This window comes from Bordetella genomosp. 11, from assembly GCF_002261215.1.
In the GTDB taxonomy this organism is placed as follows: Bacteria; Pseudomonadota; Gammaproteobacteria; order Burkholderiales; family Burkholderiaceae_B; genus Bordetella_C.
Map to the genome: position 1 here is coordinate 1413510 of NZ_NEVS01000001.1, position 24455 is coordinate 1437964.

General features: G+C 64.8%; 25 protein-coding genes and 1 pseudogene. 20 read left to right on the top strand and 6 right to left on the bottom strand.

Annotation, left to right across the window (positions count from 1 at the left end):
- Positions 1-54: 54 nt before the first annotated feature.
- Complete coding sequence (locus tag CAL28_RS06335; protein ID WP_094840488.1) at positions 55-954, top strand: LysR family transcriptional regulator; 900 nt, start codon at positions 55-57, stop codon at positions 952-954.
- A 25-nt stretch (positions 955-979) separates the two neighbouring features.
- Here the strand turns inward: CAL28_RS06335 and CAL28_RS06340 are convergent, their stop codons facing one another.
- Complete coding sequence (locus tag CAL28_RS06340) at positions 980-2419, bottom strand: DHA2 family efflux MFS transporter permease subunit (RefSeq protein WP_254926005.1); 1440 nt, start codon at positions 2417-2419, stop codon at positions 980-982.
- A gap of 99 nt (positions 2420-2518) precedes the next feature.
- Positions 2519-3313, bottom strand: coding sequence for an SDR family NAD(P)-dependent oxidoreductase (locus tag CAL28_RS06345; RefSeq protein ID WP_094840490.1), 795 nt, complete (start codon positions 3311-3313; stop codon positions 2519-2521).
- Positions 3314-3633: 320 nt separating this feature from the next.
- On the opposite strand from CAL28_RS06345, the gene CAL28_RS06350 reads away from it, so the two are divergent.
- Positions 3634-4398, top strand: coding sequence for a hypothetical protein (locus CAL28_RS06350; protein WP_094840491.1), 765 nt, complete (start codon positions 3634-3636; stop codon positions 4396-4398).
- A 34-nt stretch (positions 4399-4432) separates the two neighbouring features.
- Here the strand turns inward: CAL28_RS06350 and CAL28_RS06355 are convergent, their stop codons facing one another.
- From CAL28_RS06355 to CAL28_RS06365, 3 genes are all read right to left on the bottom strand, one after another.
- Positions 4433-5389 (bottom strand): Bug family tripartite tricarboxylate transporter substrate binding protein, encoded by a 957-nt coding sequence (locus CAL28_RS06355; protein ID WP_176463894.1) that lies wholly within the window; start codon positions 5387-5389, stop codon positions 4433-4435.
- A 62-nt stretch (positions 5390-5451) separates the two neighbouring features.
- Positions 5452-6285: an amidohydrolase family protein gene (locus tag CAL28_RS06360; protein ID WP_094840493.1), complete on the bottom strand. Its 834-nt coding sequence runs from the start codon at positions 6283-6285 to the stop codon at positions 5452-5454.
- A complete protein-coding gene (locus tag CAL28_RS06365) occupies positions 6278-7240 on the bottom strand; it encodes an isocitrate lyase/PEP mutase family protein (RefSeq protein WP_176463895.1) in 963 nt (320 codons plus the stop codon). The genes CAL28_RS06360 and CAL28_RS06365 overlap by 8 nt, the downstream gene beginning before the upstream one ends.
- A 136-nt stretch (positions 7241-7376) precedes the next feature.
- On the opposite strand from CAL28_RS06365, the gene CAL28_RS06370 reads away from it, so the two are divergent.
- Positions 7377-8288, top strand: a complete 912-nt coding sequence (locus tag CAL28_RS06370; protein WP_141218144.1) for a LysR family transcriptional regulator — start codon at positions 7377-7379, stop codon at positions 8286-8288.
- 956 nt (positions 8289-9244) lie between these two features.
- On the opposite strand, the gene CAL28_RS06375 is transcribed toward CAL28_RS06370, so the two are convergent.
- Positions 9245-9733, bottom strand: coding sequence for a DUF305 domain-containing protein (locus CAL28_RS06375; RefSeq protein WP_094840495.1), 489 nt, complete (start codon positions 9731-9733; stop codon positions 9245-9247).
- Positions 9734-10174: 441 nt separating this feature from the next.
- Between CAL28_RS06375 and CAL28_RS06380 the strand changes: the two genes are divergently transcribed.
- From CAL28_RS06380 to CAL28_RS06460, 17 genes and pseudogenes are all read left to right on the top strand, one after another.
- Positions 10175-10930: a hypothetical protein gene (locus CAL28_RS06380; protein ID WP_094840496.1), complete on the top strand. Its 756-nt coding sequence runs from the start codon at positions 10175-10177 to the stop codon at positions 10928-10930.
- A gap of 118 nt (positions 10931-11048) precedes the next feature.
- The gene (locus CAL28_RS06385; RefSeq protein ID WP_057405002.1) at positions 11049-11261 is read left to right on the top strand and encodes an AlpA family transcriptional regulator; all 213 of its coding nucleotides are present in this window, start codon (positions 11049-11051) and stop codon (positions 11259-11261) included.
- Between the two features lie 42 nt (positions 11262-11303).
- Positions 11304-12179 carry a ParA family protein gene (locus CAL28_RS06390; protein ID WP_094840497.1) on the top strand — a complete coding sequence of 292 codons (876 nt, stop codon included), beginning with the start codon at positions 11304-11306 and terminating at the stop codon, positions 12177-12179.
- Positions 12163-12411, top strand: coding sequence for a hypothetical protein (locus tag CAL28_RS06395; RefSeq protein WP_094840498.1), 249 nt, complete (start codon positions 12163-12165; stop codon positions 12409-12411). The genes CAL28_RS06390 and CAL28_RS06395 overlap by 17 nt, the downstream gene beginning before the upstream one ends.
- Positions 12404-14038 carry a ParB family protein gene (locus CAL28_RS06400; RefSeq protein WP_094840499.1) on the top strand — a complete coding sequence of 545 codons (1635 nt, stop codon included), beginning with the start codon at positions 12404-12406 and terminating at the stop codon, positions 14036-14038. Before CAL28_RS06395 ends, CAL28_RS06400 begins: the two co-directional genes overlap by 8 nt.
- A gap of 15 nt (positions 14039-14053) precedes the next feature.
- Complete coding sequence (locus tag CAL28_RS06405) at positions 14054-14614, top strand: DUF2857 domain-containing protein (protein ID WP_021205172.1); 561 nt, start codon at positions 14054-14056, stop codon at positions 14612-14614.
- A 3-nt stretch (positions 14615-14617) separates the two neighbouring features.
- Positions 14618-15868, top strand: coding sequence for an STY4528 family pathogenicity island replication protein (locus CAL28_RS06410; protein ID WP_094840500.1), 1251 nt, complete (start codon positions 14618-14620; stop codon positions 15866-15868).
- 317 nt (positions 15869-16185) lie between these two features.
- The gene (locus CAL28_RS06415) at positions 16186-16959 is read left to right on the top strand and encodes a PFL_4669 family integrating conjugative element protein (RefSeq protein WP_094840501.1); all 774 of its coding nucleotides are present in this window, start codon (positions 16186-16188) and stop codon (positions 16957-16959) included.
- Positions 16956-17483, top strand: coding sequence for a DUF3158 family protein (locus tag CAL28_RS06420; protein ID WP_094840502.1), 528 nt, complete (start codon positions 16956-16958; stop codon positions 17481-17483). The genes CAL28_RS06415 and CAL28_RS06420 overlap by 4 nt, the downstream gene beginning before the upstream one ends.
- Before the next feature lie 73 nt (positions 17484-17556).
- Entirely contained in the window at positions 17557-18009 is a 453-nt protein-coding gene (locus CAL28_RS06425; RefSeq protein ID WP_094840503.1) for a single-stranded DNA-binding protein, read from the top strand.
- Between the two features lie 288 nt (positions 18010-18297).
- Positions 18298-20310, top strand: coding sequence for a DNA topoisomerase III (locus tag CAL28_RS06430; protein ID WP_094840504.1), 2013 nt, complete (start codon positions 18298-18300; stop codon positions 20308-20310).
- Between the two features lie 528 nt (positions 20311-20838).
- A pseudogene (locus tag CAL28_RS06435) lies at positions 20839-21117 on the top strand (DNA cytosine methyltransferase); the annotation flags it as partial.
- Between the two features lie 313 nt (positions 21118-21430).
- Complete coding sequence (locus tag CAL28_RS06440; protein ID WP_094840505.1) at positions 21431-21988, top strand: hypothetical protein; 558 nt, start codon at positions 21431-21433, stop codon at positions 21986-21988.
- Positions 21989-22316: 328 nt separating this feature from the next.
- Positions 22317-22529: a hypothetical protein gene (locus CAL28_RS06445; RefSeq protein WP_023095519.1), complete on the top strand. Its 213-nt coding sequence runs from the start codon at positions 22317-22319 to the stop codon at positions 22527-22529.
- Positions 22530-22551: 22 nt separating this feature from the next.
- Complete coding sequence (locus tag CAL28_RS06450; RefSeq protein ID WP_094840506.1) at positions 22552-22944, top strand: hypothetical protein; 393 nt, start codon at positions 22552-22554, stop codon at positions 22942-22944.
- Between the two features lie 209 nt (positions 22945-23153).
- A complete protein-coding gene (locus CAL28_RS06455; RefSeq protein ID WP_094840507.1) occupies positions 23154-23891 on the top strand; it encodes an ABC transporter substrate-binding protein in 738 nt (245 codons plus the stop codon).
- 94 nt (positions 23892-23985) lie between these two features.
- Positions 23986-24264, top strand: a complete 279-nt coding sequence (locus CAL28_RS06460; RefSeq protein ID WP_094840508.1) for a uridylate kinase — start codon at positions 23986-23988, stop codon at positions 24262-24264.
- Positions 24265-24455 lie beyond the last annotated feature (191 nt).

Genomic DNA, 24455 nt, shown 5'->3' on the forward strand with positions numbered 1-24455 from the left:
TTCAATAGAGCAGTACGGCAAAATAATTCAGAAAAATCGAATACTGGAGCTTCCTTGGAACTGCGCCACCTCCGTGCCTTCGTCGTTGCCGCGCGCGAATTGCATTTCGCGCGCGCGGCGGAAATGCTGGGCGTGTCCTCGTCCACGCTGACGCTGCAAGTCCAGGAACTGGAACGGGCGCTGCAGGCCCGCCTATTCAACCGGACCAAACGCTCGGTCGCGCTGACCCCGGCGGGCGAGGCTTTTCTGGCGGAAACAGTCGCCGTCCTCGAGCGCTACGACCGCGCCGTGAACGTCGGCCGGCGCGCCGGCCGCGGCCAGGTGGGGCGGGTCGAATTGGGGCACGTGGGCTCGGCCGCCTTTACCGGCGTGCTGCAGGATCAGATGCGCCGCTTTCGCGCGGCCTGGCCCGACGTCATGCTCAATGCCAGCGAGCTGCCCATGGACCAACTGCCGGGGCGCCTGGAGGCCGGAACCGTCGACATCGGGTTCGTTCGGCTGCCCGTGTCGCTACCAGCGGCAATCGCCAGTCATGTGCTCGTCAGGGATGACTTTTGCCTGGCATTGCCGTCCGGTCACCGGCTGGCCGGCGACGGGCGCCCGGGCGGTGACCCGATCCGCGCGCGCGACCTGGCGAAGGAAGCATTCATTGTCCCGGAGCAGGACCTCGGCTTGCGCGAAGTCGCCCGGCGGGGCCGCTTCGCGCCGCGCATCGCCGCGGTGCCGGGTTCTTTGCTGTCCGTCCTGACCCACGTATCGCTGGGAGCGGGCGTGGCGATCCTGCCCAGCGTAGTCAAGCGCGTCATCGCCTTGCCGGATGTGGTGTTCCGGCAGGTCGCCGGGCCCGGCATCCCGTCCTCCATCGCCGCGCTGTACCGGCGCCACGAGCGTTCCCCCGCCGTGCGGCATTTCATCGAACAGATCCGGAACACCGAGCCACTGCTGATCGATTAAGTGCTGGGGTGGCCCCGCATCGGAATTACCCGCGCCGCGCCGGAATCGTCAGCGCCGCGACCACGCCCAGCGCATGTATCGCGCAGAATACGGCGAATGTGCTGGAAAACGCCGAGCCCTGCGAGGCGGGGTGTGTCTCCAGGCTGGCGTGCAGCCAGATTGCCAGGCAGGTCGTGGCGACGGGACCGCCCAGCCGCTGCACGATATTCAGCGCCGTCGTGGCGACCGGCAGCTCCTCTTTGGGGATGCCGGCATAGGCGGACGATATCGAAGGGATATTGATCGACCCCAATCCCACGCCGCGGACCCAAAGCAGCAGGCAAATCACGATGTCCGGCAGGTCGTAGACGCTGACCAGCACAAAGGGCAGGGTGCCCGCCAGCCCGATCAGCGCGCCGGCCGTGGACACGCGGCGCGAGCCGAAGCGATCCGTCAGGCGGCCCATCCAGGGAAAGGCGCATAGCAGGCCGACGCCCATCGCGGCCAGCAGGATACCGGCGCGCGAGGGGCTGTAGCCGCGCGCGGCGATCAGGTATAGGGGGAACAGCAACTGCCCGCCGTAGGTCATGCAGTTCGACAGGAACTGCGTGGCGGCCGAAGGCGCGAACGAGCGCGCGCGGAACAGGCGGATGTCGATCAAGGCGGACGCGCCGCGGCGCGCGGCGTGCCACAGGAAGGCCAGAAGCAGCAGCACGGCGATGCCCAGTTCCAGACGGATGCCGTCCCCGGTGGCGGAACCCTCCGCGCTGGCCAGGGTCTCCAGGCTGTGCAGCAGCATTGCCAGCGCGGGCGCGAGCATGATGAAGCCCAGGGCGTCGAAGTTGCGCCGGACGCGCAGGTCCCGGTCCGGCGGCAGCACACGCCACGCAAGCAGGGTTGCCAGTATGCCTACGGGGAGGTTGACCAGGAAGATCCACGGCCACCCGGCATGCTGCAGGATCAGTCCGGCCAGGGTCGGCCCCAGGATGGGACCGATCATCACCGGCATGACCGCGAACCCCATGACCCGCGCCATGTGGCGTCCCGCCGTGCGCGCCATCATCATCTGCGACATGGGGGTCAGCAGGCCGCCGGCCATGCCTTGCAGGACCCGCGACACGATCAGGCTGCTGGCGTCCGTCGCGATACCGCAGAACAGCGAAGTCAGCGTGAATATCGAAAAGCAGATCAGGTACACCCGCTTGGCGCCAAGGCGATCCACCAGCCAGCCGGTCAACGGCAGGGTCAGCGCGAGCGCCAGCAGGTAGCCGCTGGAAACCCACTGGATGGTGGTCAGGCTGGTATTCAGTTCGGACGCCAGGGTCGACAGCGATACGTTGACCACGGTGGAGTCGAGTTGCGCCATCAGCGGGGCCAGCATGACCACCCCGGCGATTTTCCATACCTGCGGATCGATGCGGTCGTCCCGGCGCGGGTCCGGGGTGGATAGGGGTGCTTCGGGTTTACCTGGGGAGGAGGCGGGCACGGGCAGTAGGTCGGGCTTGAAGCCTTGCGGCGGCGATGGATTTGCCCGGGAATTCTAGTGGTGCTCCGCTTAAAAAGACCTGCGACGGCTCCCAGGGCGCTATATGCGGCAAGTGATTCCGCCATCCACCGGCAGGTTGACCCCGGTAATGTATGCCGCTTCGTCCGAGGCCAGGAAGGCCGCGGCGTTGGCCACGTCCCAGCCCGTGCCCATGCGGCCCATCGGGCAAAGGGCGGAACGCTGCGCCACCATGGCCTGCCGGTCGTTCTCGTATTGGCCGGCGATGGCCTGGTAGATATGGGGGGTGTCCATCATGCCGGGCATGATGGTATTGGCGCGTATGCCGAAAGGGGCGTATTCCAGCGCGATCGATACGGTCAGTTGGTTCAGTCCGGCCTTGCTCGCGCAATAGGCGGCGTACGGATATCCCGTGTGGCGTATCGCCGCGATCGACGAGATATTCGTGATGACCCCGCCGCGGTTTTCCTTCATATGGGGCAGCACGGCGCGGCAGGTCAGGAAGGTGCCCCTCAGGTTCAGGTCCTGGGCGCGATCCCAATCGGCGATGGGGATGTCCTCGATGCTGCCCATGATAGGCGCGCCCACATTGTTATGCAGGATATCGATGCGCCCGTGGCCACGGATAATGGCCGGAACCAGCTCGGCCACCTGCGCCTGATCCGTCACGTCGCACTCCAGGGCTTGTGCCTGGCCGCCTTCGCCGTCGATGATCGCGGCGGTTTCGCTCGCGGCCGCGAGCTTGATATCGATGACCACCACGCGGGCGCCTTCGCGCGCGTATTTCACCGCCGACGCCTTGCCGTTGCCCCAGCCGGGCCCGATGGAGCCGGCGCCGAATACGACGGCGACCTTTCCGGACAATCTTCCGCTCATGCGTCCTCCTTTGTCTCGCCGCGCCATGCCTTCGGGGCGGGCTTGTTATGTCGTGACGTTCCATTCTAGGAAACCGCGCACGGAAAGGCGAGTTCTCCCGGCGACGCCGGCGGACGGGAGGGTGTGCCCGGCGATGCGGAAATTACACCTCTTGCGGGCCAGGCGGTACTACGCTTCCTGCCCAGCGCATACGCGCGGTGTCAGCCACACGCGCCGCTGGCGGGGGCATGCCGGTCCTGCGAGTCCGCACCGGACGTGGCGTGTTTTGAATTTTGCCTTTAGTAGCAACGGGTCCAGGTCACACGAACAAAGAGGAAGAAATGATCGAACTTGTCAGCCGTCCGATTTTGTTTTTCGTCGTATCGCTGCTGCTCATGATGTTCGCGGCGTGGATAGGGGTGGCCGCGCAGCGGCACACGCATCTGGATAGCGCCGCCCGCGAGGATTTCGGCGTCGTGCAGTCGGCCACGCTGACCTTGCTGGCGCTGGTGATCGGCTTCAGCCTGTCGATGGCTGTCGGCCGCTACGACCAGCGCAAAGACTATGAAGAGGAAGAAGCGAATGCGATCGGGACGCAGGTGTTGCGCGCCGATCTTCTGCCCGCGGCCCAGGCCGCCCAGCTGAGATCCCTGCTGGAAAAGTACCTGCGGCAGCGCATCCTGTATTACCAGTACCGCGACAGGCGGGAACTCGAGGCCATCAATCGCGCGAGCGTCCTCCTGCAAGGCGAGATGTGGGCAGCGACCCGCGTGGGCGCGTCGCTGGAACCGACGCCCGTTGCCGCACTGGTGCTTTCCGGAATGAACGACGTCATCAACCGGCAAGGCTACACGCAAGCCGAATGGACCAATCGCATCCCGCCCGCCGTGTGGTATCTGATGATCCTGATCGGCGTCCTGTCCAATGTGCTGGTGGGCTATGGTTCCCGCGGGCAAGGCACGCGCAGGGTTTTCCTGTTCGTCATGCCGGTCGTGGTGTCGCTCTCTTTCATGCTTATCGCCGACATCGACAGCCCGCGAGGCGGCATCATCCGTGTGCAGCCCCAAAATCTGCTGCTGGTGGCGCAGTCCTTGCCGCAGCCGTGATGCGCGGGGCGCGGCGGCGCCGCGCCATGCCGCATCATTGCTTCTGCAGGCCCAATTCCTTGACCAGCTGGCCCAGCTCCGCGTATTCCTTGCGGATGTGCGCGGCGAACGCCTTGCGGCGCAGGATCTTCTTTTCGACGCCTGCCGTCTCGAAGAACTTGACCATTTCCGGCGTGTTGGCGGCCTTCTCGAATGCGTCGGCGATATGCTCCACCCGTGCATCGGGAGTGCCAGCGGGTACGACGATTCCGTGCCACAGCAGCGTTTCTTTCTCGGGAATTCCCAGGGCGGTCAAGCTCGTGGCCTGCGGCAAGGCCTTCACGGGATCGGCGCTCGTGGCAAGCAGGCACTTGACCTCGCCCGCTTTCTCCATGGCAACCGCGGGCGGGACCGAACCCACGTAGATATCGACCACTTTCCCCATCAGGGCGGTCATGCTCTCGCCCGCGCCGCGGTAGGGAATGTCGCGCGCCTTCACCCCGAAAGCCTGGAAGACACGCTCGGCCGCCAACTGGCCGGGGCCCGCCACCCCGTCGGTGCCGAAGGTGTAGTGACCCGGCTGGGCTTTGAGCTGATCGAGCATTTCCTTGCCATTGTTGGCCGGGAAATCCTTGCGTACGCAAAGCACGTAGGGGGCGGCATCCAGCTGGATAACGGGAATGTAGTCGTCCAGCCCGTAGGTCGTCGGGATGGAATGCGGCGCCACGGTGATGGGGCCCATCCAGACCCCCGCCATGGTCAGGCCGTCCGGCTTCGAACGCACCAATTGGCCCACACCTATCGCGCCGCCCGCGCCGCCGACATTCTGCACGACGATGGTCGCATCCAGATAGGGTTCCGCGTAACGCACGGCGGCCCGGAAAAGGGAGTCCGTCCCGCCGCCGGGCGCTGTCGGAATGATCATCTTTACGGTGTCGCCGGCCAGCGCGACATTGCCCGCGCCCAGGATCATTGAAAATAATGCTGCGACCAGAAGCTTATGCTTTCTCATCGTGTCGTCTCCTCGATGGGTACTGAATTGAAGATGCACGCGCCAGGCCGGCGCGTGCCTTGCTACTCGCCGAATCCAAACGCTTCGTATGCGTTCTTCGTCAGGATCCGGTCGCGGATGCCGCTGTCCGGCACGCATTCGAACAGTCCTTCGATACATTGCCGGTACGTCACCGCGTCCTCATGGCCCACCCACGGCCAATCCGTCGCCCACAGGGCGCGCTCGCCGTGCGATCGCTCGACGATGCGCGTTGCAAGAACCCGCGCATCGCTGCCCCGCAGGCGGAATGGCGCCGATAGCTTCACCCACGTATTCCCGGCTTCCAACGCGTCCAGCAAGGCCACGAAGCCCTCGCTGCGTTCGCCCTCGTTGCCGGGCGGATTGCCGAAATGGTCTATCACCGTGCGCACCCCGCTGGCGCGGAGGGCGGCAAGCACGGGCGCCAGGTGTTCGCCTTCCAGATACACCTCGATATGCAGGCCCAGGTTCCTGGCCTTCGCCAGCAGGCCCTGGTATTCCCGGGACCGGATATCCGGGATCGCGTGCCGCTTCACCCAGTTCAGCCGGATGCCGCACACGCCCTCCCGCTGCATGGATGCCAGAGCGGCTTCGTCGATATCGGGCTGCACGATCGCCGTGCCGCGCAACCTGCCTTTGGATGCCCGCAGCGCCTCCAGCAGGACCCGGTTATCGGGTCCGTAGAAACTGGGCGCGGTCAGCAGGCCATAAGCCACCCCGTGGGCGGTGAGCGTATCCAGGTAGTCTTCGACAGTTGCGTCGCGGCCAGGCTGCGAATGCCGCTCGCTGACCAAAGGAAGATCCTTCCTGATCACGTGGGCATGGCAGTCGACCGAACCTGGGGGCAATACGCCGGAGGCAGTGGCCGGGCTATGCATGGCCTGCCGCCTTCGCCGTGGCGTGGACCGCGCCGACCGGCTCGCCGCCGTACTTCGCGGCCTTCTGATCGTCGGTCAGGAACTTCTCTTCCAGGCCTTTGACCTCCGCCATCCCCATGATGTCGTTCAGTTCCTCGAAGCTCAGCGCGGCGTCCGGGCGATCCTCGGGCTGACCGGTCGCCAGCGACCGGCCCAGTATTTCCAGGCCATTTTTCATGCCGGCCAATGCGCAGGCCGTCAGCAGGCGCGGATAGATGACAACCGCCACCCCCAGGTCCTGCAATTGCGCGGCGGACAACAGCGGCGTCGTCGAGCGCTGGCGAATGCCGAACCCCATGTTCACGCAAAGCGGCTTGGGCACATTGGCCGCCACCGTACGGATCTGTCCCGCATCCAGCAGCGCATCGGCGAACAGCAGGTCGGCCCCGGCTTCCGCGTAGGCATTCAGGCGCCGGATGACTTCGTCCAGGCCATGGGTGGCCAGCGTATCGGTGCGCGACTTGATCACGAAGTCGGGGTCGGTGCGCGCTTCGCAGGCGGCGCGCAGCTTCTGCACCATTTCATCCTGGGGAATGACCTCTTTGCCGCGCATGTGGCCGCAGCGCTTGGGCCAGGCCTGGTCCTCCAGCATGATGCCCGCCGCGCCTGCGCGTTCGAACGCGCGGACCGTGTGGTAGGCGTTGATCGCATTGCCGTAGCCGGTATCCCCGTCGGCCAGCAGCGCGAGATTCGAGCAGGCGGCAATGCTGCGTACAGCGGCCACATTTTCTTCCATGCCCATGATGCCCACATCGACCTGCCCGAGGCGGCTCTCGCTTACCCCACTGCCTGTAATGAAGGCAGTGGGATAACCCATGTGCTCCACCAATCGCGCGCTGAAGCCGTCGAATACCCCGGGCTGCACGAGGATCTGCGGCGCCTGGATGGCAGCGCGGAGTTGTTTTGTCTTGGTCATTGCCTTGTCTCCTGAGCCAGCTCCGGAGCGCGATCGAGATTCGGGAATCCATGCTCCAGACTGGTGCGCGTATCCTAGCAACGCCTCATTTATTAAACTAATTAAAGTTTTTAGGCAGATTTCATAGGAAAAACTGATGCGTCGGTATTCCCTGGCCCAGATCGAGGCATTGGCGGCCATTACGAAGCTGGGCTCGTTCCAGGCGGCCGCGCGGCACATGAATGTCACCCAGCCCACCGTCTCTTTACGGGTACGCGAGCTGGAGGACGCGCTGGGCACCAAGCTCTTTGAGCGGGACGGGCGCGCGGCCAGGCTGAGCGCCGCGGGTGCCGTCGCCGTGCAATACACCGACGAAATACTGCGGCTGCTGGACGAGCTGGAAACCCGTCTGCGCACGGGCGATCCTCTGCACGGCACGCTAAGGGTGGGGTCTTCGGAGACCATCGCCATCGCCGTGCTGCCGAAGATCGTGACGCTGCTGGGCGAGCGCTATCCTCGCCTCAAGGTTGAATTAACGGTCAGCAATAGCTTTGTGCTGCTGGAGGGCCTGGCGCATAACCGACTGGACCTGGCGATCCTGGCCGACCCCGGCCATTTGACCGGGACGCATGTAGAACCGCTGGCGCTCGCGCCGTTGGCCTGGATGGGAAGCCGCTCCACCTCGCTGCCGGACGCGTTCGTCGATCCGGTATCGCTGTCGCGATTCACCATTCTTTGCATGCCGGAGCCCTCGCCCCTGCACGAGATGATGGTCAATTGGTGGGAACGGGAAGGCGGGCAGGGGCTGCGGGTCAGTACCTGCAATAGCCTGGCCATGCTGGGGCGGCTGGTCGCCGCGGGCGTGGGCGTCGGCGTGCTGCCCACGTGCATCCTGCGAAATGAAATCCAGCGCGGTTCTGTCGTGAGTTATCGGCAGGCGACGCCGTTTAAGCCGTTGCAGATATGCGCGGCGTACCGCAACGCGTCCATGTCCGAAGGGATAGAGGCTCTGGTCGGCATTGCGCGGCGGGTCATGCTCGATTCGCGATATTTCGCGCCGCTGGAGTAGGGCCGGGCCGGGTCCGGCAGAGAAACCGATGCCTGTATGGCCGTCCATAAAGCCAGATGCACAGCATCAAGGCCCCGCCGATCTCGTGGTCGTATTAAAGCTTGCTTTCATCCTGGAAAATCACATTAAAGTATTTTTTTAATGTCGTTCGTCGCAATGAAAGCCGGGCGGCATTCAGCTTGTCGACGATGGGCGCGGGCGTATCGGCCGGCGCGATAAGAAAGGCTCGACTCTTTACTACGCGAACATGATCTATCGGGGCGACTGGGTGCGGTGGGAGCTTGAACTGCAGCCGTAAGAGGGCGGTTCGGCGCGCCCGACGGCGTGCCTCGTTTTTGCTTTGCAAGAGAGGGATCTGCCGACAATGTCGGCGCCGCGGACGGATCGAGACGACGTTCGCCGGATGCTGGAACGAAAAGGACGGACGAGGAAGGGCGAGACGAAGGAGGGTGGAATGAAAAAAGGAGCGAATCTCGCGATTTCGCTCCTTTTTGCTGCGGCCTTTTCTTGGCGCTGATGGCAGTTATTCCTGGACCTTGATGGAACCCTGCCGATCGAATTCTGGAGCGGGAAACGAGACTTGCACTAGGCGCGTAAGTCGTTGTTTCCCGAACACTTTCTTCGCCGAGGTGCTCAGCGAAGACCTCAATTGTAGCCTTGTTTTTCGTCCCCGGCAACAAGATCGTCCAAAGAAGTCCAAGGACTTCCATAGATCAGCACTCAGCGCATCAACCCAGCGCTTCGCGCACCCGGTCCACCGCGGTCTCGAACTGACCGCCCCCCCCCCCTCGCCCCTCTCTCTGCCCCCAACATCCGCCATCACGAGGAGGAGCCCGATGCGTCCTCTGCCGGTGTAGTTCGGATGCGGCGAGCTTCCCCTCCCGCTGAAGCATCAGTCTGCTGAAGCTGGGCTGTTGCGCTACCAGCAAACGATGCTGGCGATCGCCATCCACAACTTAGTGAAGACGCGCCGCAATACGATTCATCTGCTCGATTTCTTGCCGCTGCCCACTTGAAATTGATTGACACAGGGCAACAAGCTCGGGGTCCGAAAGCTTCGCTTCGCGACACATAAGGATGGCCCCCGAGTGGTGAGGAATCATGGAAGCCAAGAACTGTCGGTCGCCTATCAGAGCCTGTTCCCGTGTAGCCATAAGAGAGCCCAACGTCAGCACAACAAAAACTGCGTAGAGCGCAAGATTCAGTCTTCGATTCGGAAACATGCCTGGCATTGTCGCGAGCATGAAGATGCCCATAGGCGCCCACATCGTGACTGCCATGTAGAGCATGTTGAGGTTGTTCCTGAAGTCCCCGATGCCGTCGATCATGGTGAACATCACGACGTACATGACGGCGAGCCCCAGGATCATGTTCACCCAGAACTTCGCGTACGGGCCCATCCCGGCATGCGCTTGACTGTGCTCGTTCTTAGAATGCGTTTCCATCTGAGTCTCCTTGGTGTGTGGGACGCGACCGAACCGACTGCCTGCCACCGATGCTATGTCGGTATATCAGGATTCCCAGAATGCATGGAAGGCCGCGAAAACGGCTCACACCCGTTGGGCCCTTGTCGATTGAAGGTCCGCGGGGGCAGGTGTGAAACCATCTCTGTATCAGACGATACCAAACAGGATTTGCTGAAAGCGCAGCAACCTATAACGCTTCAGCCTTGAGCATCGCCACCGGCTGGCAGCTCCACCATTTTATGTTCTGGTGCCGGACTTATCGAGCGCACGACGGCTGCTGGTCGCATGAAACGGTGAGATCCACTCAAGCCCGGTGGCGGAGCTGCTTCGGGACTCGCTGCCTGCCCACACCAAGCCTGACCACAAGAACGGCGGCAAAGGAGTCGGCCATGTAGTTCTTCTCCTGGAAGGAGACGGGGCATGCACGACAACAAGAATGATGCACCGACATCGAAGGTGTTCTATCGCCCAATTGAAGCCTCCATTAGGTGGGCCGGGCTGCTGCGGTTCAAGCATGTGATCCTGGCCTCGATCTCGTCGCCAAGGAACCTGCCTAACTCGTTGGATTGCCCTCGTTGGAGCGAGCTTCGTCTGTACACCGACCGCATCTACGATGGGATCCTCAATGGGGAACTGCCCTTCGGGCAGAACGGCATCACGACACATGATGCCGCATTGATCGACTCGCCTGATCTCACCGTCCGCCACGTCGATCTGAAGCGCTGGATGCACCAGCATTACCCCGAGCACCGGCCGGGCTTTCTCTTCTCGCGCAGCGAACGCATCGCCCATCCGATGATCTCGCTGGAGACTGGGCAAGCCATGCTGGTCGAACAGTTGGCGCTGAAATCCGCCTTGGAGCAGTCCAGACGCCAACTTCGCGAGCTGCAGGAAAAACACGATGCGCTGCTCAAGCAGGCCACGGTGATCCCAGCCTGCGCACAGTGCCCAATCAGCGATCGGGCAGAGGCCACCTACCTAAACATCATCGGAGGCATGCTGGAGCTGATGCTCGGCCAGTCGCCCTCGGGCGCGCCGTACTCCAGCTTCAAGACCCAGGAGGCCGTGGTCAGCGCACTAGTCGCCCACCACCGCGGCGTCATGGGGATCGCCGAGCGGACATTGAACGGCAAGTTCGCCACCGCCAGGCGTCGGCTGCATAGCGCCACCTTCTGAGATTTTCCAGCTTGTATGTGCAGTCGCGGAGATTGCATTTGCAATGTCTTTCCGCAGTCAAGTCTATTGAATAGAGGTCACGCCAACAAACGCCACTGAGCGTTCAGGAGTGACCGACATGTCGCAAACACCTGTACTGCCACCGAACGAGCGCCGCATCCTGCGCCTGGAAGAGGTCGAAGCGAAGTCAGGCTTCAAGCGCGCCCACCTCTACAACCTGATGCGCGCCGGCAAATTCCCCAAGGCGCTGCGCCTTGGCGTGCGCGCCGTCGGCTGGGACTCCATCGAGATCGATGAGTGGATCGCCGAGCGCGTCAACAACCGGGCCTGACCCGTTCTCCCGCGGACTGTCCATCCTCACACGGAGAACGCCATGCAGGTCGTATCCATCATTTCAACCAAAGGTGGCGTCGGCAAGACAACCACGGCCGCCAACCTGGGCGGGTTCGTCGCCGACGCGGGGCTGCGCGTGCTGCTGCTCGATCTCGACGTGCAGCCCACCCTGTCCTCGTACTACGAGTTGGCCCACCGCGCGCCTGGCGGCATCTATGAATTGCTGGCCTTCAACGAGCGCGACCTCGGCCAGCTCGTGTCCCGCACGATCATCACAGGCCTGGACCTGGTGCTCTCCAACGACCACCGGGGCGAGCTGAACACCTTGCTGCTGCACGCGCCGGACGGACGCCTGCGACTACGGCACCTGCTGCCGGCACTGACGTCCCTCTACGACCTGGTGCTGATCGACACCCAGGGCGCACGCTCGGTGACGCTGGAGATGGCGGTGCTCGCCTCCGATCTCGCCTTGTCGCCCGTGACCCCGGAAATCCTCGCCGCCCGAGAGCTGCGGCGCGGCACCATGCAGTTGCTGGAGGACATCGCGCCGTACCGCCACTTGGGCATCGAGCCGCCGCCGCTGCATCTGCTCATCAACCGAGTCCATCCGGTGTCGGCGAACGCCCGGCTGATCCAGCAGGCCCTGCGCGACCTGTTCCAAGACCACGCCGGCATCCGCGTGCTGGCCACCGACGTGCCAGCCATCGAAGCCTATCCACGAGCCGCGACACGCGGCTTGCCGGTGCATCGGGTCGAATACCGCCTGCCACCGGGCAGAGTCGCCCCCGCCGCGCTCGACACCATGCGCGACCTCGCTGGCAAATTGTTCCCGCAGTGGCAGCACCGATTTGCCACGGTGTCCGGCCGTCCGCCACGCCTTCTCGATACCGGGAGGCCCCATGGCGAACGCACATGAACTGGCCCGAGGCAATAAGCGGCTGCGTGCGCTGATCGAGTTCGCCGTTGGCGAGGGCTGGCACGTCAAGCGCACGCCAGGCGGGCACCTGAAATTCACCAAGGCAGGCTGCGCCGCGATCTACACCAGTTCGACGGCCAGCGACCACCGGGCCGCCCTCAACGCCCGCGCGCAGATCCGCCGCGCCGAGCGCGAGGCCCGGTCCCCGGAGCAGGGAGGACGCCATGGCTGAAATGACCTCCCAGCAGATGGCCGGCAAGCTGCTCGCGGCCGGGTTCGAGCGCAGCGGCCCGTCCACCTCTGCCTTGAGCGACCCGATCGCCGACACGCCCATGGTCGTGACCCTGGACCAGTTGCGCCCCTACGACCACGATCCCAGGAAGAAGCGCAACCCGGCCTACGAGGACATCAAGGCGTCCATCCGTGAGCGCGGCCTGGACGCGGCGCCGGCGATCACCCGGCGCCCGGGCGAGGACCACTACATCATCCGCAACGGCGGCAACACGCGCCTGGCGATCCTGCGCGAACTGTGGTCGGAGACCAAGGACGAGCGGTTCTTCCGCATATCGTGCCTGTTCCGGCCGTGGCCCAGCCGCGGCGAAGTGGTCATGCTGACCGGCCACCTGGCCGAAAACGAATTGCGCGGGGGGCTCACCTTCATCGAGCGCGCCCTCGGCGTCGAGAAGGCGCGCGAGTTCTACGAACAGGAAAGCGGCGCCGCCCTGAGCCAGTCCGAGCTGGCCCGTCGCCTCGCAGCCGATGGCTTCCCGGTCCAGCAGTCGCACATCAGCAGGATGAACGACGCGGTGCGCTACCTGCTGCCTGCGATCCCGACCGTGCTGTATGGCGGGCTCGGCCGCCACCAGGTCGAACGCCTGTCGGTCATGCGCAAGGCCTGCATGCTCGCGTGGGAGCGCTACGCCAAGGGCCGCACGCTGGTACAGGATTTCGACGACTTCTTTCTGGAGGCGCTGTCGCAGTTCGACACGCAGGCCGACGAGTTCGCCTCCCAGCGCGTGCAGGACGAGCTGATCGGCCAGATGTCCGAATTGCTCGGCATCGACTACGACGTGCTGGCACTAGACCTCACCGAATCCGAAAGCCGCCATCGCGCCCTGGTCAGCGATCCGACCCCGCCAACGGCACCGCCCGCGCTGCCTGAGGCTGGCACCGTGGCACGCCCGCCCGCCGCGCCGGCCCCATCGGCCCCGACACCGGCGGCCACACCTGGGTCGCGCGAGCGCGAGGGCGGCTCAGGAACGGACGGCTTGCCCGCAGGAAGCCCCGTGGCGGCTCCTGGTGATCTGCTGCAGGGGCACATCGTTTCGCCTGCACCGACGACGGAGCGGCTGCAATCCATTCAGCGGATGGTCGCCGACGAGCTGGGGGATGCGCTGCCCGATTTCTCGGCCAACGTCTTGCAGTCCATTCCTGTCCAAGCGGGCGGCCTCTACCCGATTTCCGACGTCTGGCACATCGACGCAGGCCTGGACACGCCCGACCGCCTGCGCATCCACATCGCGCAGTTCGCCCGCGAGATCGCGGGCGAGGCAGGCCTCGATCAGTGCATCGAGGAACGCGCGGACGGTGTTGGCTTCGCATGCCATGCCAGCGCGCAGCCCCCATCACCGCAGGGCCGCGCCGTGCTGGCATTGCTGGCGAGCCTGGCAGGCCAGAGCTTCACCGATGCCGATCTGGACGGCGGGCAGCTTGCCGCCGAGCTGCCGGCGCTGCTGCACGGCCAAGGCGATGCGACACGCCGCTTGAGCGACACCGCGCTGGTCAAGCTGTTCCGATTGCTGCGCCTGGCCCGGCGCCTGCTGGACCTGGAATCCGGTGCCGCAGGCCCTGGGGCATGAAGGAAGGAGACCCGCATGTCCGCCCCGCACCCGCTCAATCAAGCCGTCATCGCCCAGGCGCTCTACGACCTGCGTAACGGCCAACTGCGCCGCTGCAAGGCGATGGGCTTCAGCGAGGCCGAGCTGGATGCGCTCAAGCATCCCGCCATGGTGAGCGTGCTGGCCAACGCCAATGTCTCGTGGTGTTCCGTGTCCGTGAACCGCGAGGTGCTCCGGCGTCTGCTCTCGCAGGCGCAGGACGTGGAGAAGGAAATTGCGACCGTCGATCGCATGTTGCGCCTGGGCGCCAGCACGGAGATGGTCAGCCGCTTCTATGGCCTGACCCATCAGGAAGTCGCCCTGCGCCGTGAGGTGCTGGGCCTGCCCAAGCGCAAGGGGCGTCACCCTGTCCTGGACGAAAAGCAGGACGTTGAACTGTGGCGGCGCTGGAAGGCCATCACCAGCAGCAGGAATGTGGACCTGGAGGACGAGACCTCGATTCTCGACGCGGCCATGGACCTCGCCGAAGGCATGGATTTGCCGCTGTCGGTGGTCTGGGCCGCGATCAAGTCGTGGGTCGATCAGGGATTGGGTTGAGCCATGGCCGTGGACGACACCGCACCACGCCATGGCCCCGTCGCACTCGCTGACCTGTTCGACGCGGCGCTGAAAGACCTTGCGCCCAGGCCCAGCCCGCCCACGCCCACTCCCACGCCTATACCTGCGACGTCACCTACGACACCGGCTGCGTCAGGCGATGCGTTCCTCTTCAGCGGCAACCGGCATGAAACCGTACCGCGGCGGCTGTTCCTCGATCGCCGCCTGACGCCGCTGGAGCGCAACGCCTGGCAGGTGTTCCGGCTGATGCTCAACGACGACGGCGTGACCGCATTCCCCACCTATGAGCAGTTGCGGCCCTGGCTGGCCTCGATGCCCTGCGCCGGGCAGGCCTCGCACGAAACCGTGGCGCGAGCCCTGACGCTGCTGCGGCTGACCCGATGGCTGAGCCTGGTGCGGCGACGGCGCGACGCCAAGACCGGCCGCATCCTCGGCAACCTCTATGTCCTGCACGACGAGCCGCTGACCCCCTTTGAAGCGATGCAGCTCGACCCGGACTACCTGCAGCTCGTCAGCCAGGCGCTCGGCCATTCGGCCAAAGCCGTGCAGATCGTGGGCCTGCACACCCTCAAGGAGATCGGCGAAGACCCGATGTTGGCCGGGCGCACCCTGCCGTCGAGGCTGCAAGTCCTGGCAGAACGCCTCGCCAGCCAGGGCGTCGGAGCGCACGAAAGTTATCCACAGGAGGACGCCACGCACGAATCCGAAGAAGGGGCGACGAGCCTTCTTCGGAATCCCGATGACCCCACTTCGGAATCCGAAGCAGGGTCGAAACCCGCGCCAGACGCCTCTCTTCGGAATCCGAAGCAGGCCCGTACAGTACGTAGTAGTCGTATTAATGAAGTACGTACTACCGCGCAGGCACAGGCGCAGGCGCGCGCGCTGGGCGACCTGCGATGGCCCAAGCGCTTCGCGGAACTGAAGGCAGAGCAGCAGACAGGTGCGCGGGTGGCATTGCAGCAGGTCGATGCCGCGCTGAGGCAGGCCGTGCTGGACGAATGGGCTGCACGATGCAGCAGCCACGGCATCCGCAATCCTGCGGGGTATCTGTTCGGCATCATCCAGCGGGCCATCCATGGCGAGTTCAACGCCTGGGCCAAGAAAGACGCGCCATCGGCACACGCTCCGCCGAATGAGCGGCCACCACCCGCACCGCCACCATCCCAGCCGGTGCCGCCAGAAGTCGCCAGGCAGCACATCGAGCGGCTGCGCAACCTGCTCGCCAGCAAGTGAGTGGGCCTGCAAGGCGGTGAAGTGGATGCCAGTGGCTTCCAGTAGAGCTATCCCCAGGGGATAGTTCCATTGACGGCTACACGTCGAACCGCTGCACGCCAGGCCCCCGATCGCCTGCGGCGGGACCGGCCTTGTCCGCGCTTGATCCGGGCGCACAGCGCTCCTTGGCGCTCCATGGCGCTATCCCCAGGGGATAGCTCGCGACGCATTCGACCGCCGCGCCCTGAACCGGGGACGGGCGGGTTTCGGTTTGTTGACTGACTGCCTTCCGCCACCTGCCGAAGCTGTCCGCTCTTTTCCAACAACGAGCGGACACCATGGCAACCACCAACGAACCCCTGCAACTGAATCTCGGCTCCCTACGCAGCGCGATGTCGCTGACGCTGCACACGCACCACGCCTCGCGCATTTGGCACGGCCGCGCCGCCGCCGAGGGACGACCGGGCATCGTCGGCCTGAACGGCTACATCGCCCAGATGAACAAGATGCGGCGCGGCTCGGAGCAGGACGACCCGTACAGCGACTTCTGGATGCTGCGCATCGAGGACAAGCTCGACCAGACGAAGGCCACGCTGCAATCGCTGCGCGAGCAGGTGGATCAGGCCCTGGCGAGCGTGCCGCCGGCACTCACCCTGGGCGAGAACCTCAACGTGCAGCCCGTCAAGCTGCCGCTGTTCGTCAATGCGCAGTTGGGCTTTGCCGCGGTGTATCTGCTGGCCGACTACGACGACATCGCCCGCAAGCTGATCCTCGCGCACCACACCGCGCTGATCGATCGCTCGACGCTCGAACGCTGGCTCAACGAAGGCGCACATGCACTGCGCAGCCTGTTCTCGCTGGCCCAGCAGTACCGCTACTCGGGCTGCACCCGCGACGACTTCGCCGCGAAGAATGCCGCAGCGCGGGCGGCACTGGAGAAATTCGGCGATCTGCCGCAGGACGTGCTCGAAGGTACGCGTCGCTCGAAGTTCGCGCCGCCCATCGTGCGCCGTGGCCTGCAACAGCGCGGTGACGGTCCTGTCGCAGCCGCCGACGAGGCTACCGCCCCCGAGGCCCCCGAAGCGACGGTCGGCGAGGACGAGCAGGCATGAGTGACCCGACCCCCGACACCCGCTACTTCCGCCCGCTGCAACAGGCAGCCTTCATGCGGCTGGAACACGCAGGCTCTCAAAAAGGCCTTTTAAAGCCCTTTAAGGGTAAAGGGGACTTGGAGGCCTGGGCCAGCCAGTGCTTCGCCATGCGCGACGAGCTGATTGGCCTGGCGCAGCGACAGGTGCTGCTACAGACCCTCGGGCATCCCTTCCACCTGCTCCCCATCGAACTGGCCCAGCAGACCACTGGCGCAGGCACGGCGTTTCTTCGCTGGCGCAAGCACGACCGCTCGGCCATGGGCGTGGCCCTGTGGCAGGAGCTGATGGCGAGTACCAGCACGCCGGTCAACCTGCTGGCCGACCTGCACGCCATCGAGCTTCAGCGCATCACGCTGAACATGCAGATCAGCCTGTTGCACACCTTGGGCAGGCAGGCCCAGGAGTGCGCCAGCAAGGCCGCAGAGGCGGAAGACGCCTACCTGCGCCGGCTCAAGTCCACCCCACCCGCACTGCGCGATCGGTAATCGCGCGGGGCACCCCAGCACGCGCCCGCCGCCGACCAGGTGCGGGTATTTCAACCACCACGGAGATTGCAATATGAGCACGCATTTTTGGGGCGAGGGCAACATCGGCTCGCCCCCCGAGTACCGGGAGTTCCCCAACGGCAACGACGAGCCGCGGCGCTTGCTGCGGCTGAACGTGTATTTTGACAACCCTGTCCCCACCAAGGGCGGTGATTTCGAGGACCGCGGCGGCTTCTGGGCGCCAGTCGAAATCTGGCACCGCGACGCCGCGCACTGGAAGGACCTGTACCAGAAAGGCATGCGCGTGCAGGTCGTCGGCCGCATGGAGCGCGAACCCTGGACGGACAACGAGGATCAGCCGCGCGAGACCTGGCAGATCAATGCGCGCAGCGTCGGCATCCTGCCGTTCCGCATCGAGTCCGTGACCCTCAGCCCCAAGCAGCAGGAGACCGTGCAGGACGCTCAGCCGAAACCCCAGACCGCCCCGGAACCGACCGAGCCGAAGGAGCCGAAGCGCAGGAAGTGAACTGGCATGGGGCAGCGGCAGTCGGCCATCGCCCCATGTTCGATGTCATGTACTCGGTGGATTTATCCCCAGGGGATAGCTCCATCAACGTCAACTGGCTTCCACGCGCCTCAAAAAAACGCGGCTCCCGGCCCACACATCCCCGGCCGCGCGTCACTCCCGTCCTCGCCATTCCATCGGCGTGAAAGTGGTCGCCACCGCATGCGGCTTGTTTGCTGCTGCCTCTGGTGATGCTCGGCATCCTCGATTCCAGCAACTCAATGAACCACGGAATTCGGATGAACGGACATGCGGCTGTTTTTGTGCGAGAAGCCCTCCCAGGGCAAAGACATTGGCCGGATTCTCGGCGCCACGCAGCGCGGTGAGGGTTGCCTGAACGGCTCCGGTGTCACCGTCACCTGGTGCATCGGCCATCTTGTTGAAGCTGCGCCACCCGAGGTCTATGACGCCGCGCTCAAGCGCTGGTCGCTGGAGCAGCTACCTATCATCCCCCAGCAGTGGCGGGTCGAGGTCAAGCCGAAGACCGCCACGCAATTCAAGGTCGTCAAAGCGCTTCTGGGGAAGGCGACCCATCTGGTCATCGCCACCGATGCTGACCGCGAGGGCGAGTTGATCGCTCGCGAGATCATCGACCTGTGCGGCTACCGCGGCCCCATCGAGCGGTTATGGCTGTCGGCGCTCAACGATGCGTCCATCCGCACCGCGCTCGGCAAGCTGCGGCCGTCGTCCGACACGCTGCCGATGTACTACTCGGCGCTGGCGCGCTCGCGCGCCGATTGGCTCGTGGGCATGAACCTCAGCCGGTTGTTCACCGTGCTGGGCCGGCAGGCCGGCTACGACGGCGTACTGTCGGTCGGGCGCGTCCAGACGCCGACGCTCAAACTCGTCGTGGACCGCGACCGCGAGATCGCGGCCTTCAAGTCGGTGCCGTTCTGGGCCATCAACGTGTCCCTTTCCGCAGGTGGACAGACTTTCAGCGCGCAGTGGGTTCCGCCCGATGGCTGCACCGACGACGCCGGCCGCTGTCTGCAGCAGCCCATCGCCCAGCAGGCCGCGCAGCAGATCCGCACTGCGGGCAGCGCCCAGGTGGTGTCGGTCGAGACCGAGCGCGTGCGCGAAGGCCCGCCGCTGCTGTTCGATCTGGGCACCTTGCAGGAGGTCTGTTCCAAGCAGCTTGGGCTGGACGTGCAAGAGACATTGGAGATCGCCCAGGCCCTGTACGAGACGCACAAGGCCACGACGTATCCACGCTCCGATTCGGGTTACCTGCCCGAAAGCATGTTCGCCGAGGTGGCCACGGTCCTGGACAGCCTGCTCAAGACCGACCCCTCGCTGCATCCCATCATGGGCCAGCTCGACCTCTCCCAGCGCTCACGCGCCTGGAACGACGGCAAGGTGACGGCGCACCACGGCATTATTCCGACGCTCGAACCCGCGAACCTCTCTGCGATGAGCGAGAAGGAACTGGCGGTGTACCGGCTGATCCGCGCGCATTACCTCGCGCAGTTCCTCCCTCACCACGAGTTCGACCGCACCGTTGCCGAGCTTTCCTGCGGCCAGCAGAAGCTGGCGGCCACCGGAAAGCAGGTGGTCGTCAGAGGCTGGCGTCTGGTGCTGGCCGAGCCGCATGCGGACGAGGATGGAGAAGCCACGGCGCGCAGCCAGGTGCTCCCCGCGCTGCGCGAGGGCATGGCGTGCCAGGTGGCCGAAGCCGAGATCAAGGCGCTCAAGACGATGCCGCCCAAGCCCTACACGCAGGGCGAACTGGTCAAGTCCATGAAGGGGGTCGCCAAGCTGGTGACGGACCCGCGCCTGAAGCAGAAGCTCAAGGATACGGTCGGCATCGGCACCGAGGCGACACGGGCCAACATCATCAGTGGGCTGATCGCCCGCGGCTACATCGTGAAGAAAGGACGCTCCATCCGTGCATCGGATGCGGCATTCACGTTGATCGACGCCGTGCCCGCGGCGATTGCCGACCCCGGAACCACCGCCGTGTGGGAACAGGCGCTCGACATGATCGAGGCCGGACAGCTCACCCTGGAGGTGTTCCTCGGCAAGCAGACCGCATGGATTTCGCAACTGATCGCGCAGTACGGCAGCACCTCGCTGTCCATCAAGGTTCCCCAAGGACCCGCTTGCCCGCAGTGCGGCGCACCGACGCGCCAGCGCACCGGCAAGACCGGCCCCTTCTGGTCGTGCAGTCGCTACCCCGACTGCAAAGGCACGCTGCCGGTCGAAACCGGTGCGTCCAAGCGCGGTGCCTCGCGCCCGCGCAGTAGCGGCCGCAGAGGCTCTTGACCGACCCCGTTCCCCGAGAGCCGTGCCCGCCATCGGCGGCGTGGCCCATGTCCCGCACGCCCTGCGGGACGCCCAGCGCGCAACGCCTTCTCTTGTCCGTGTGCGCGTCCCGCCCGGCCGTCCCCGGCCGCGGGACCTGAAGGTAGCTTCTCCGCGAACCATGTCCGGGGTTTCCCGGCGCGTTCTGCTGATCTGCATTTTTCCGCCTCTGCGAAGGGTCCCCCGATGGCTTGCAAGGCTTCGCGAGCCACCCGGAGACCCTTCGTGGTCAGCGGTATTCGATGCCGTGCCCAACGGCGAAAAACTGGGCTCCTTTTGTGCGCGGATGTGCGCCAGAAGATGCCGGCGCCAACCACGACATGCGCCGGGTGCGATTGCTGACAGCAGACGGTTCTAGCGACGACCGGGCCTGCAACAGCCCACGGGTGGTTCCGTCCTCCCGAGCCGAAGGCCGCATGGCCTTCGGCGCCTTTCTCCTGCCGATCAACGTCCCGGCCCGCCCAGGGCCACACGAACAGGAGACCCGACATGAACCCGCAACCTCGCACCCCACGCGGTGCGCCCCAGGCCGCGCCACTGCTGTACGGCAGCGTGTGCAGCGGCATCGAGGCCGTGAGCCTCGCCTGGCAACCCCTCGGCCTCGAAGCCGCGTGGTTCGCCGAGATCGAGCCGTTCCCGAGCGCCGTGCTCGCCCACCGTTACCCCCACGTGCCGAACCTCGGCGACATGACCGCGATCGCCCGCCTGGTGCGCGCCGGCACCGTGCAGGCGCCCGACATCCTGGTCGGCGGCATGCCGTGCCAGTCCGTGCATGACATGGCTGGGCCAGCGCCTGGTGCAGTACCTGAACAAGACGGGCTCGACCGCTTCGGATTGATCGGCGACGCAGCCTGCGGGCTGCGCCATTCTCCCTCCTGCATTGCCGATGTATCGGCAACAGCCCGCAGCCCGGGTGTCAAGGCTGCCGCGGGTTCCACCCGCGCCACCCGCCAGTTCGCCCCGGCATCTCACCGGCGAACGCTGCCCACCGGGGCATCGATGCCTCTTTTCTCCAACCCACGGGATGGCCGCCACGTCCCGACAGGGGCATGTCGCCACCCGGTTGAGTTCAGGACTTCCCATGGAAAACATCACCAAGCAAGACCGCATCACGCTGAAAGACCTCAGAGTGTCCGACTTCGCCAGCGACGAAACGCTGTGCTTCACCGCCATTGTCGTGCTCGACGGCACTCCCATTGCCGAGGCCCGCAACGGCGGGAACGGCGGTTCGACATTCCTGCGTGCGCTCGATGGCAAGAAGGCGCTTCTGGCTCAGGCCGAAGCCTTCGCCAAGGGTCTGCCGCCTGCTCCGCTCGACCTCGGCCAGGAGGGCGAAGACCCTCACTACATCGACATGACGCTCGACTTCCTAGTCGATGAACTGGCCGAAGCCATGCACAGGGAACGCAAGTTGCGAGCCGCGTTCAAGCGCGACATCGGCAACAGGGTGCTGTTCATCAAGGACGGCAAACTTCTGTTCATCAAGGGCATCAAGCTCAAGGCCATTGCCGACCGCAAGGCGTACTTCGCTTCGCTGCGCGCTCGGCAGACCCAGCCCATCATCATCCTTGCCGAGCTTCCGCCCGAGCAGGCAATTGACCTGTGGAAGAAGCATGTCCTGGGCGACACGCCCGACTGACCCAGCACCGACGCCCCTCACAGCCCCGCACTCGATGCGGGGTTTCTTTTTCTCTGCACACATCAATCGGGGCTGGGCCGGATGCCGTTTTCCAACTGACGCGGCACGGCCCGCGCACGAATATGCCCGCATGTTCGCTGATTCGTCAGCACATGCCAGCAGCCAGGGTTCCAGGCTGCCGCGGGTCTCTCCCGCGTTGCCCACCAGTCCGCATCGCATCAGGTCTGCGGACGCGCGTCCTCGTGACGTCGATGCTTTTTATCAACCGCGTGCGGGAGCTGCCATCCCGTGAGGGACGAGGCCCCGCTTTTTCCCAAGGAGCCCGTCCATGTCCCAGCAAGCCTCTTTCGGCCAATTGGCCTCGACCTACTGCGGCAAGTTCCTGCCGCTCGAAGTCCTGCAAAGCGCCGCCGGTCACTACATCGGCACGCGCGATACCGAAGGCCCCGTTTCGCGGGAATCCCGCGAGTACTTCCGCAGCTATGCCGCGGCTCAACGTGCCCTCGAAAGAGGCGGCTGGTCCCAGCTCGCCGTTCCTTGATCCAAACTGGAGGAATCACGTCATGAACCAGCTACTGCCGCGGGAAGTCGTCGATCAGATCATGCGGGAAGACCAGCATTTCGCTGCCGCGCCCCAAGCCTTTTTCGAGGCATGGAAGCGCGGCGTCGAGATTGCTGGCCCCGAGTGGTTCGGCGACGGCACCCGTGAAGGTCTGAACCAGGCCAAGAGCAAGTGGGATCTGCGTCCCAACATGCTGCGGCTCAACGACGCCCTCGGCGTCCTGAGCAGCGGCGAACGCATGTTCCTGTCCGCCATGGTCAGCTTCTACAACGCGCGTGAGGGCGGTGCCATGCTCAAGCGCTGCCACTTCCACGGGCTGTCGGACTTCGACGGTCTCGACCTGCAACGCCGCAAGGTCATCGCCGACCTGCTCGTGAACTACAACGGTTGGTGAGCCGGTCTCCGGCACACCATTGCGTTCTCGTTCACTCCCCACGAGGGACATGCGCCCCGAGGCCACGTCCCTCGATTCATTTCCCGTCGTCCAGCGCAGTGCTGACATCGCCAAGGTCAGCGTTGTCTGACGCATTTTCCATTTTCAACCCACCGGGTCCAGTTCCCGGTGGCGGGAATTGGCTCCATTATTCAATCTGGAGAGTTCCCATGTCCCAGAAACCCAATCCCTTTCTCCGTGGCTACTGGAATCTGAAAATCGTCCGCACGCTGTGCATCAGCTACGAGGACGGAAGCCCGCATGTCTGGCGCAACATCCACGCGAGCCAGCAACACCTCTCCGACGAGGAACTGGTTTCATCGTCCTGCATCGTCGCCAACGATTTCGCCGTGGTCAGCGATGGCCGCGAAGCCGTGAACGCCGAGGCACTGGCCGAATGCGATGCCGGTGAAGGCGTCAGCGGCGAAGGTGTGATCGGTGCTGTGGTCTATGCCATCCATGGCGAGGACTTCGACGGCCGCCCAGTCCACGTCGGTGACGCCTATTCGGCCGAGGCCGCGCGGGAAGTGGTGCAGCGCCTGAGTTTCGAGACCGGCTACTACAGCCGGTGCTGGGAGATCAGCCGTGAGCACATCACGGTCGATACCTGGCACTACCTCGCCAACCTGGCGGACCTCGCCACGCCGGAGGCCATGCTGTTCATCGCCTTTCGAGTGCCGTACAGCCCGGCGATCGGCGTCAAGCTGATCTCCACGCCCTGGACGGACCAGAACCTGGAGCACGCCGAGGGCATCACCGCCGAGCAGCTTCGGCAGGAGCACCGGAACAAGGGCATGCCGGACGACCTGGCGAACATCCTTGAACTGGCCGGCCAGGCCGATGTGCGCATCCTGATCCTCGACGCCGACGCACCTGCGCTGCTGGGCCTGCCACTGGCTGAGTCATAGCAGCCGCACGACGCGCCAATCTTCCTCTTTGTCCCCCATGCCAGCCCGTCTCCCCCAAGGAGCCGGGCTGGTCCGTTTTCATAGGAGCAATCTCATGTTCCCCGACCTCATCTCGCGCGCACCGGATTTCGAGCGCCAGCTCGGAGCCTGCGTCAACGCCATGAGCCAGGACGACGCCATCGGCCAGATCCTGGTGTTCGAGCGCACGCACGGCGCGCTGCACATGCGCCATATCGCCAGCGCCGACCTGATGGACACCGACATTGACGACTACGAAATGGTCGTGTTCGACGGCGGCAACACCAGCGGCGACACGTGGAAGCATGTGTTCTTCCCGCGTCAGCGCGAGCACTACTTCGTGTACGAACCCTGACCCAAACAGCCCCTTTCGAGGGGCTTTTTTTTTACTGCGTGCTGGAAAGACGGGAGCGACCGGATGCGCATTGTTTGCTGTCTCGCGCGCGAGGCCCGTACATGCTGACCCCATGCCTGCTGACGTTGTCAGCGACATGCCAGGCAACCATGGTCTTCGAGGTTGCCGCGCAGTTCCCACTGCGTGACCGA

Coding starts and splice junctions, on each gene's coding strand:
- CAL28_RS06345 (WP_094840490.1), bottom strand. CDS start 3,313: ATGAGCGGAAGATTGTCCGGAAAGGTCGCCGTCGTATTCGGCGCCGGC.
- CAL28_RS06350 (WP_094840491.1), top strand. CDS start 3,634: ATGATCGAACTTGTCAGCCGTCCGATTTTGTTTTTCGTCGTATCGCTG.
- CAL28_RS06355 (WP_176463894.1), bottom strand. CDS start 5,389: ATGAGAAAGCATAAGCTTCTGGTCGCAGCATTATTTTCAATGATCCTG.
- CAL28_RS06360 (WP_094840493.1), bottom strand. CDS start 6,285: ATGCATAGCCCGGCCACTGCCTCCGGCGTATTGCCCCCAGGTTCGGTC.
- CAL28_RS06365 (WP_176463895.1), bottom strand. CDS start 7,240: ATGACCAAGACAAAACAACTCCGCGCTGCCATCCAGGCGCCGCAGATC.
- CAL28_RS06370 (WP_141218144.1), top strand. CDS start 7,377: ATGCGTCGGTATTCCCTGGCCCAGATCGAGGCATTGGCGGCCATTACG.
- CAL28_RS06375 (WP_094840495.1), bottom strand. CDS start 9,733: ATGGAAACGCATTCTAAGAACGAGCACAGTCAAGCGCATGCCGGGATG.
- CAL28_RS06380 (WP_094840496.1), top strand. CDS start 10,175: ATGCACGACAACAAGAATGATGCACCGACATCGAAGGTGTTCTATCGC.
- CAL28_RS06385 (WP_057405002.1), top strand. CDS start 11,049: ATGTCGCAAACACCTGTACTGCCACCGAACGAGCGCCGCATCCTGCGC.
- CAL28_RS06390 (WP_094840497.1), top strand. CDS start 11,304: ATGCAGGTCGTATCCATCATTTCAACCAAAGGTGGCGTCGGCAAGACA.
- CAL28_RS06395 (WP_094840498.1), top strand. CDS start 12,163: ATGGCGAACGCACATGAACTGGCCCGAGGCAATAAGCGGCTGCGTGCG.
- CAL28_RS06400 (WP_094840499.1), top strand. CDS start 12,404: ATGGCTGAAATGACCTCCCAGCAGATGGCCGGCAAGCTGCTCGCGGCC.
- CAL28_RS06405 (WP_021205172.1), top strand. CDS start 14,054: ATGTCCGCCCCGCACCCGCTCAATCAAGCCGTCATCGCCCAGGCGCTC.
- CAL28_RS06410 (WP_094840500.1), top strand. CDS start 14,618: ATGGCCGTGGACGACACCGCACCACGCCATGGCCCCGTCGCACTCGCT.
- CAL28_RS06415 (WP_094840501.1), top strand. CDS start 16,186: ATGGCAACCACCAACGAACCCCTGCAACTGAATCTCGGCTCCCTACGC.
- CAL28_RS06420 (WP_094840502.1), top strand. CDS start 16,956: ATGAGTGACCCGACCCCCGACACCCGCTACTTCCGCCCGCTGCAACAG.
- CAL28_RS06425 (WP_094840503.1), top strand. CDS start 17,557: ATGAGCACGCATTTTTGGGGCGAGGGCAACATCGGCTCGCCCCCCGAG.
- CAL28_RS06430 (WP_094840504.1), top strand. CDS start 18,298: ATGCGGCTGTTTTTGTGCGAGAAGCCCTCCCAGGGCAAAGACATTGGC.
- CAL28_RS06440 (WP_094840505.1), top strand. CDS start 21,431: ATGGAAAACATCACCAAGCAAGACCGCATCACGCTGAAAGACCTCAGA.
- CAL28_RS06445 (WP_023095519.1), top strand. CDS start 22,317: ATGTCCCAGCAAGCCTCTTTCGGCCAATTGGCCTCGACCTACTGCGGC.
- CAL28_RS06450 (WP_094840506.1), top strand. CDS start 22,552: ATGAACCAGCTACTGCCGCGGGAAGTCGTCGATCAGATCATGCGGGAA.
- CAL28_RS06455 (WP_094840507.1), top strand. CDS start 23,154: ATGTCCCAGAAACCCAATCCCTTTCTCCGTGGCTACTGGAATCTGAAA.
- CAL28_RS06460 (WP_094840508.1), top strand. CDS start 23,986: ATGTTCCCCGACCTCATCTCGCGCGCACCGGATTTCGAGCGCCAGCTC.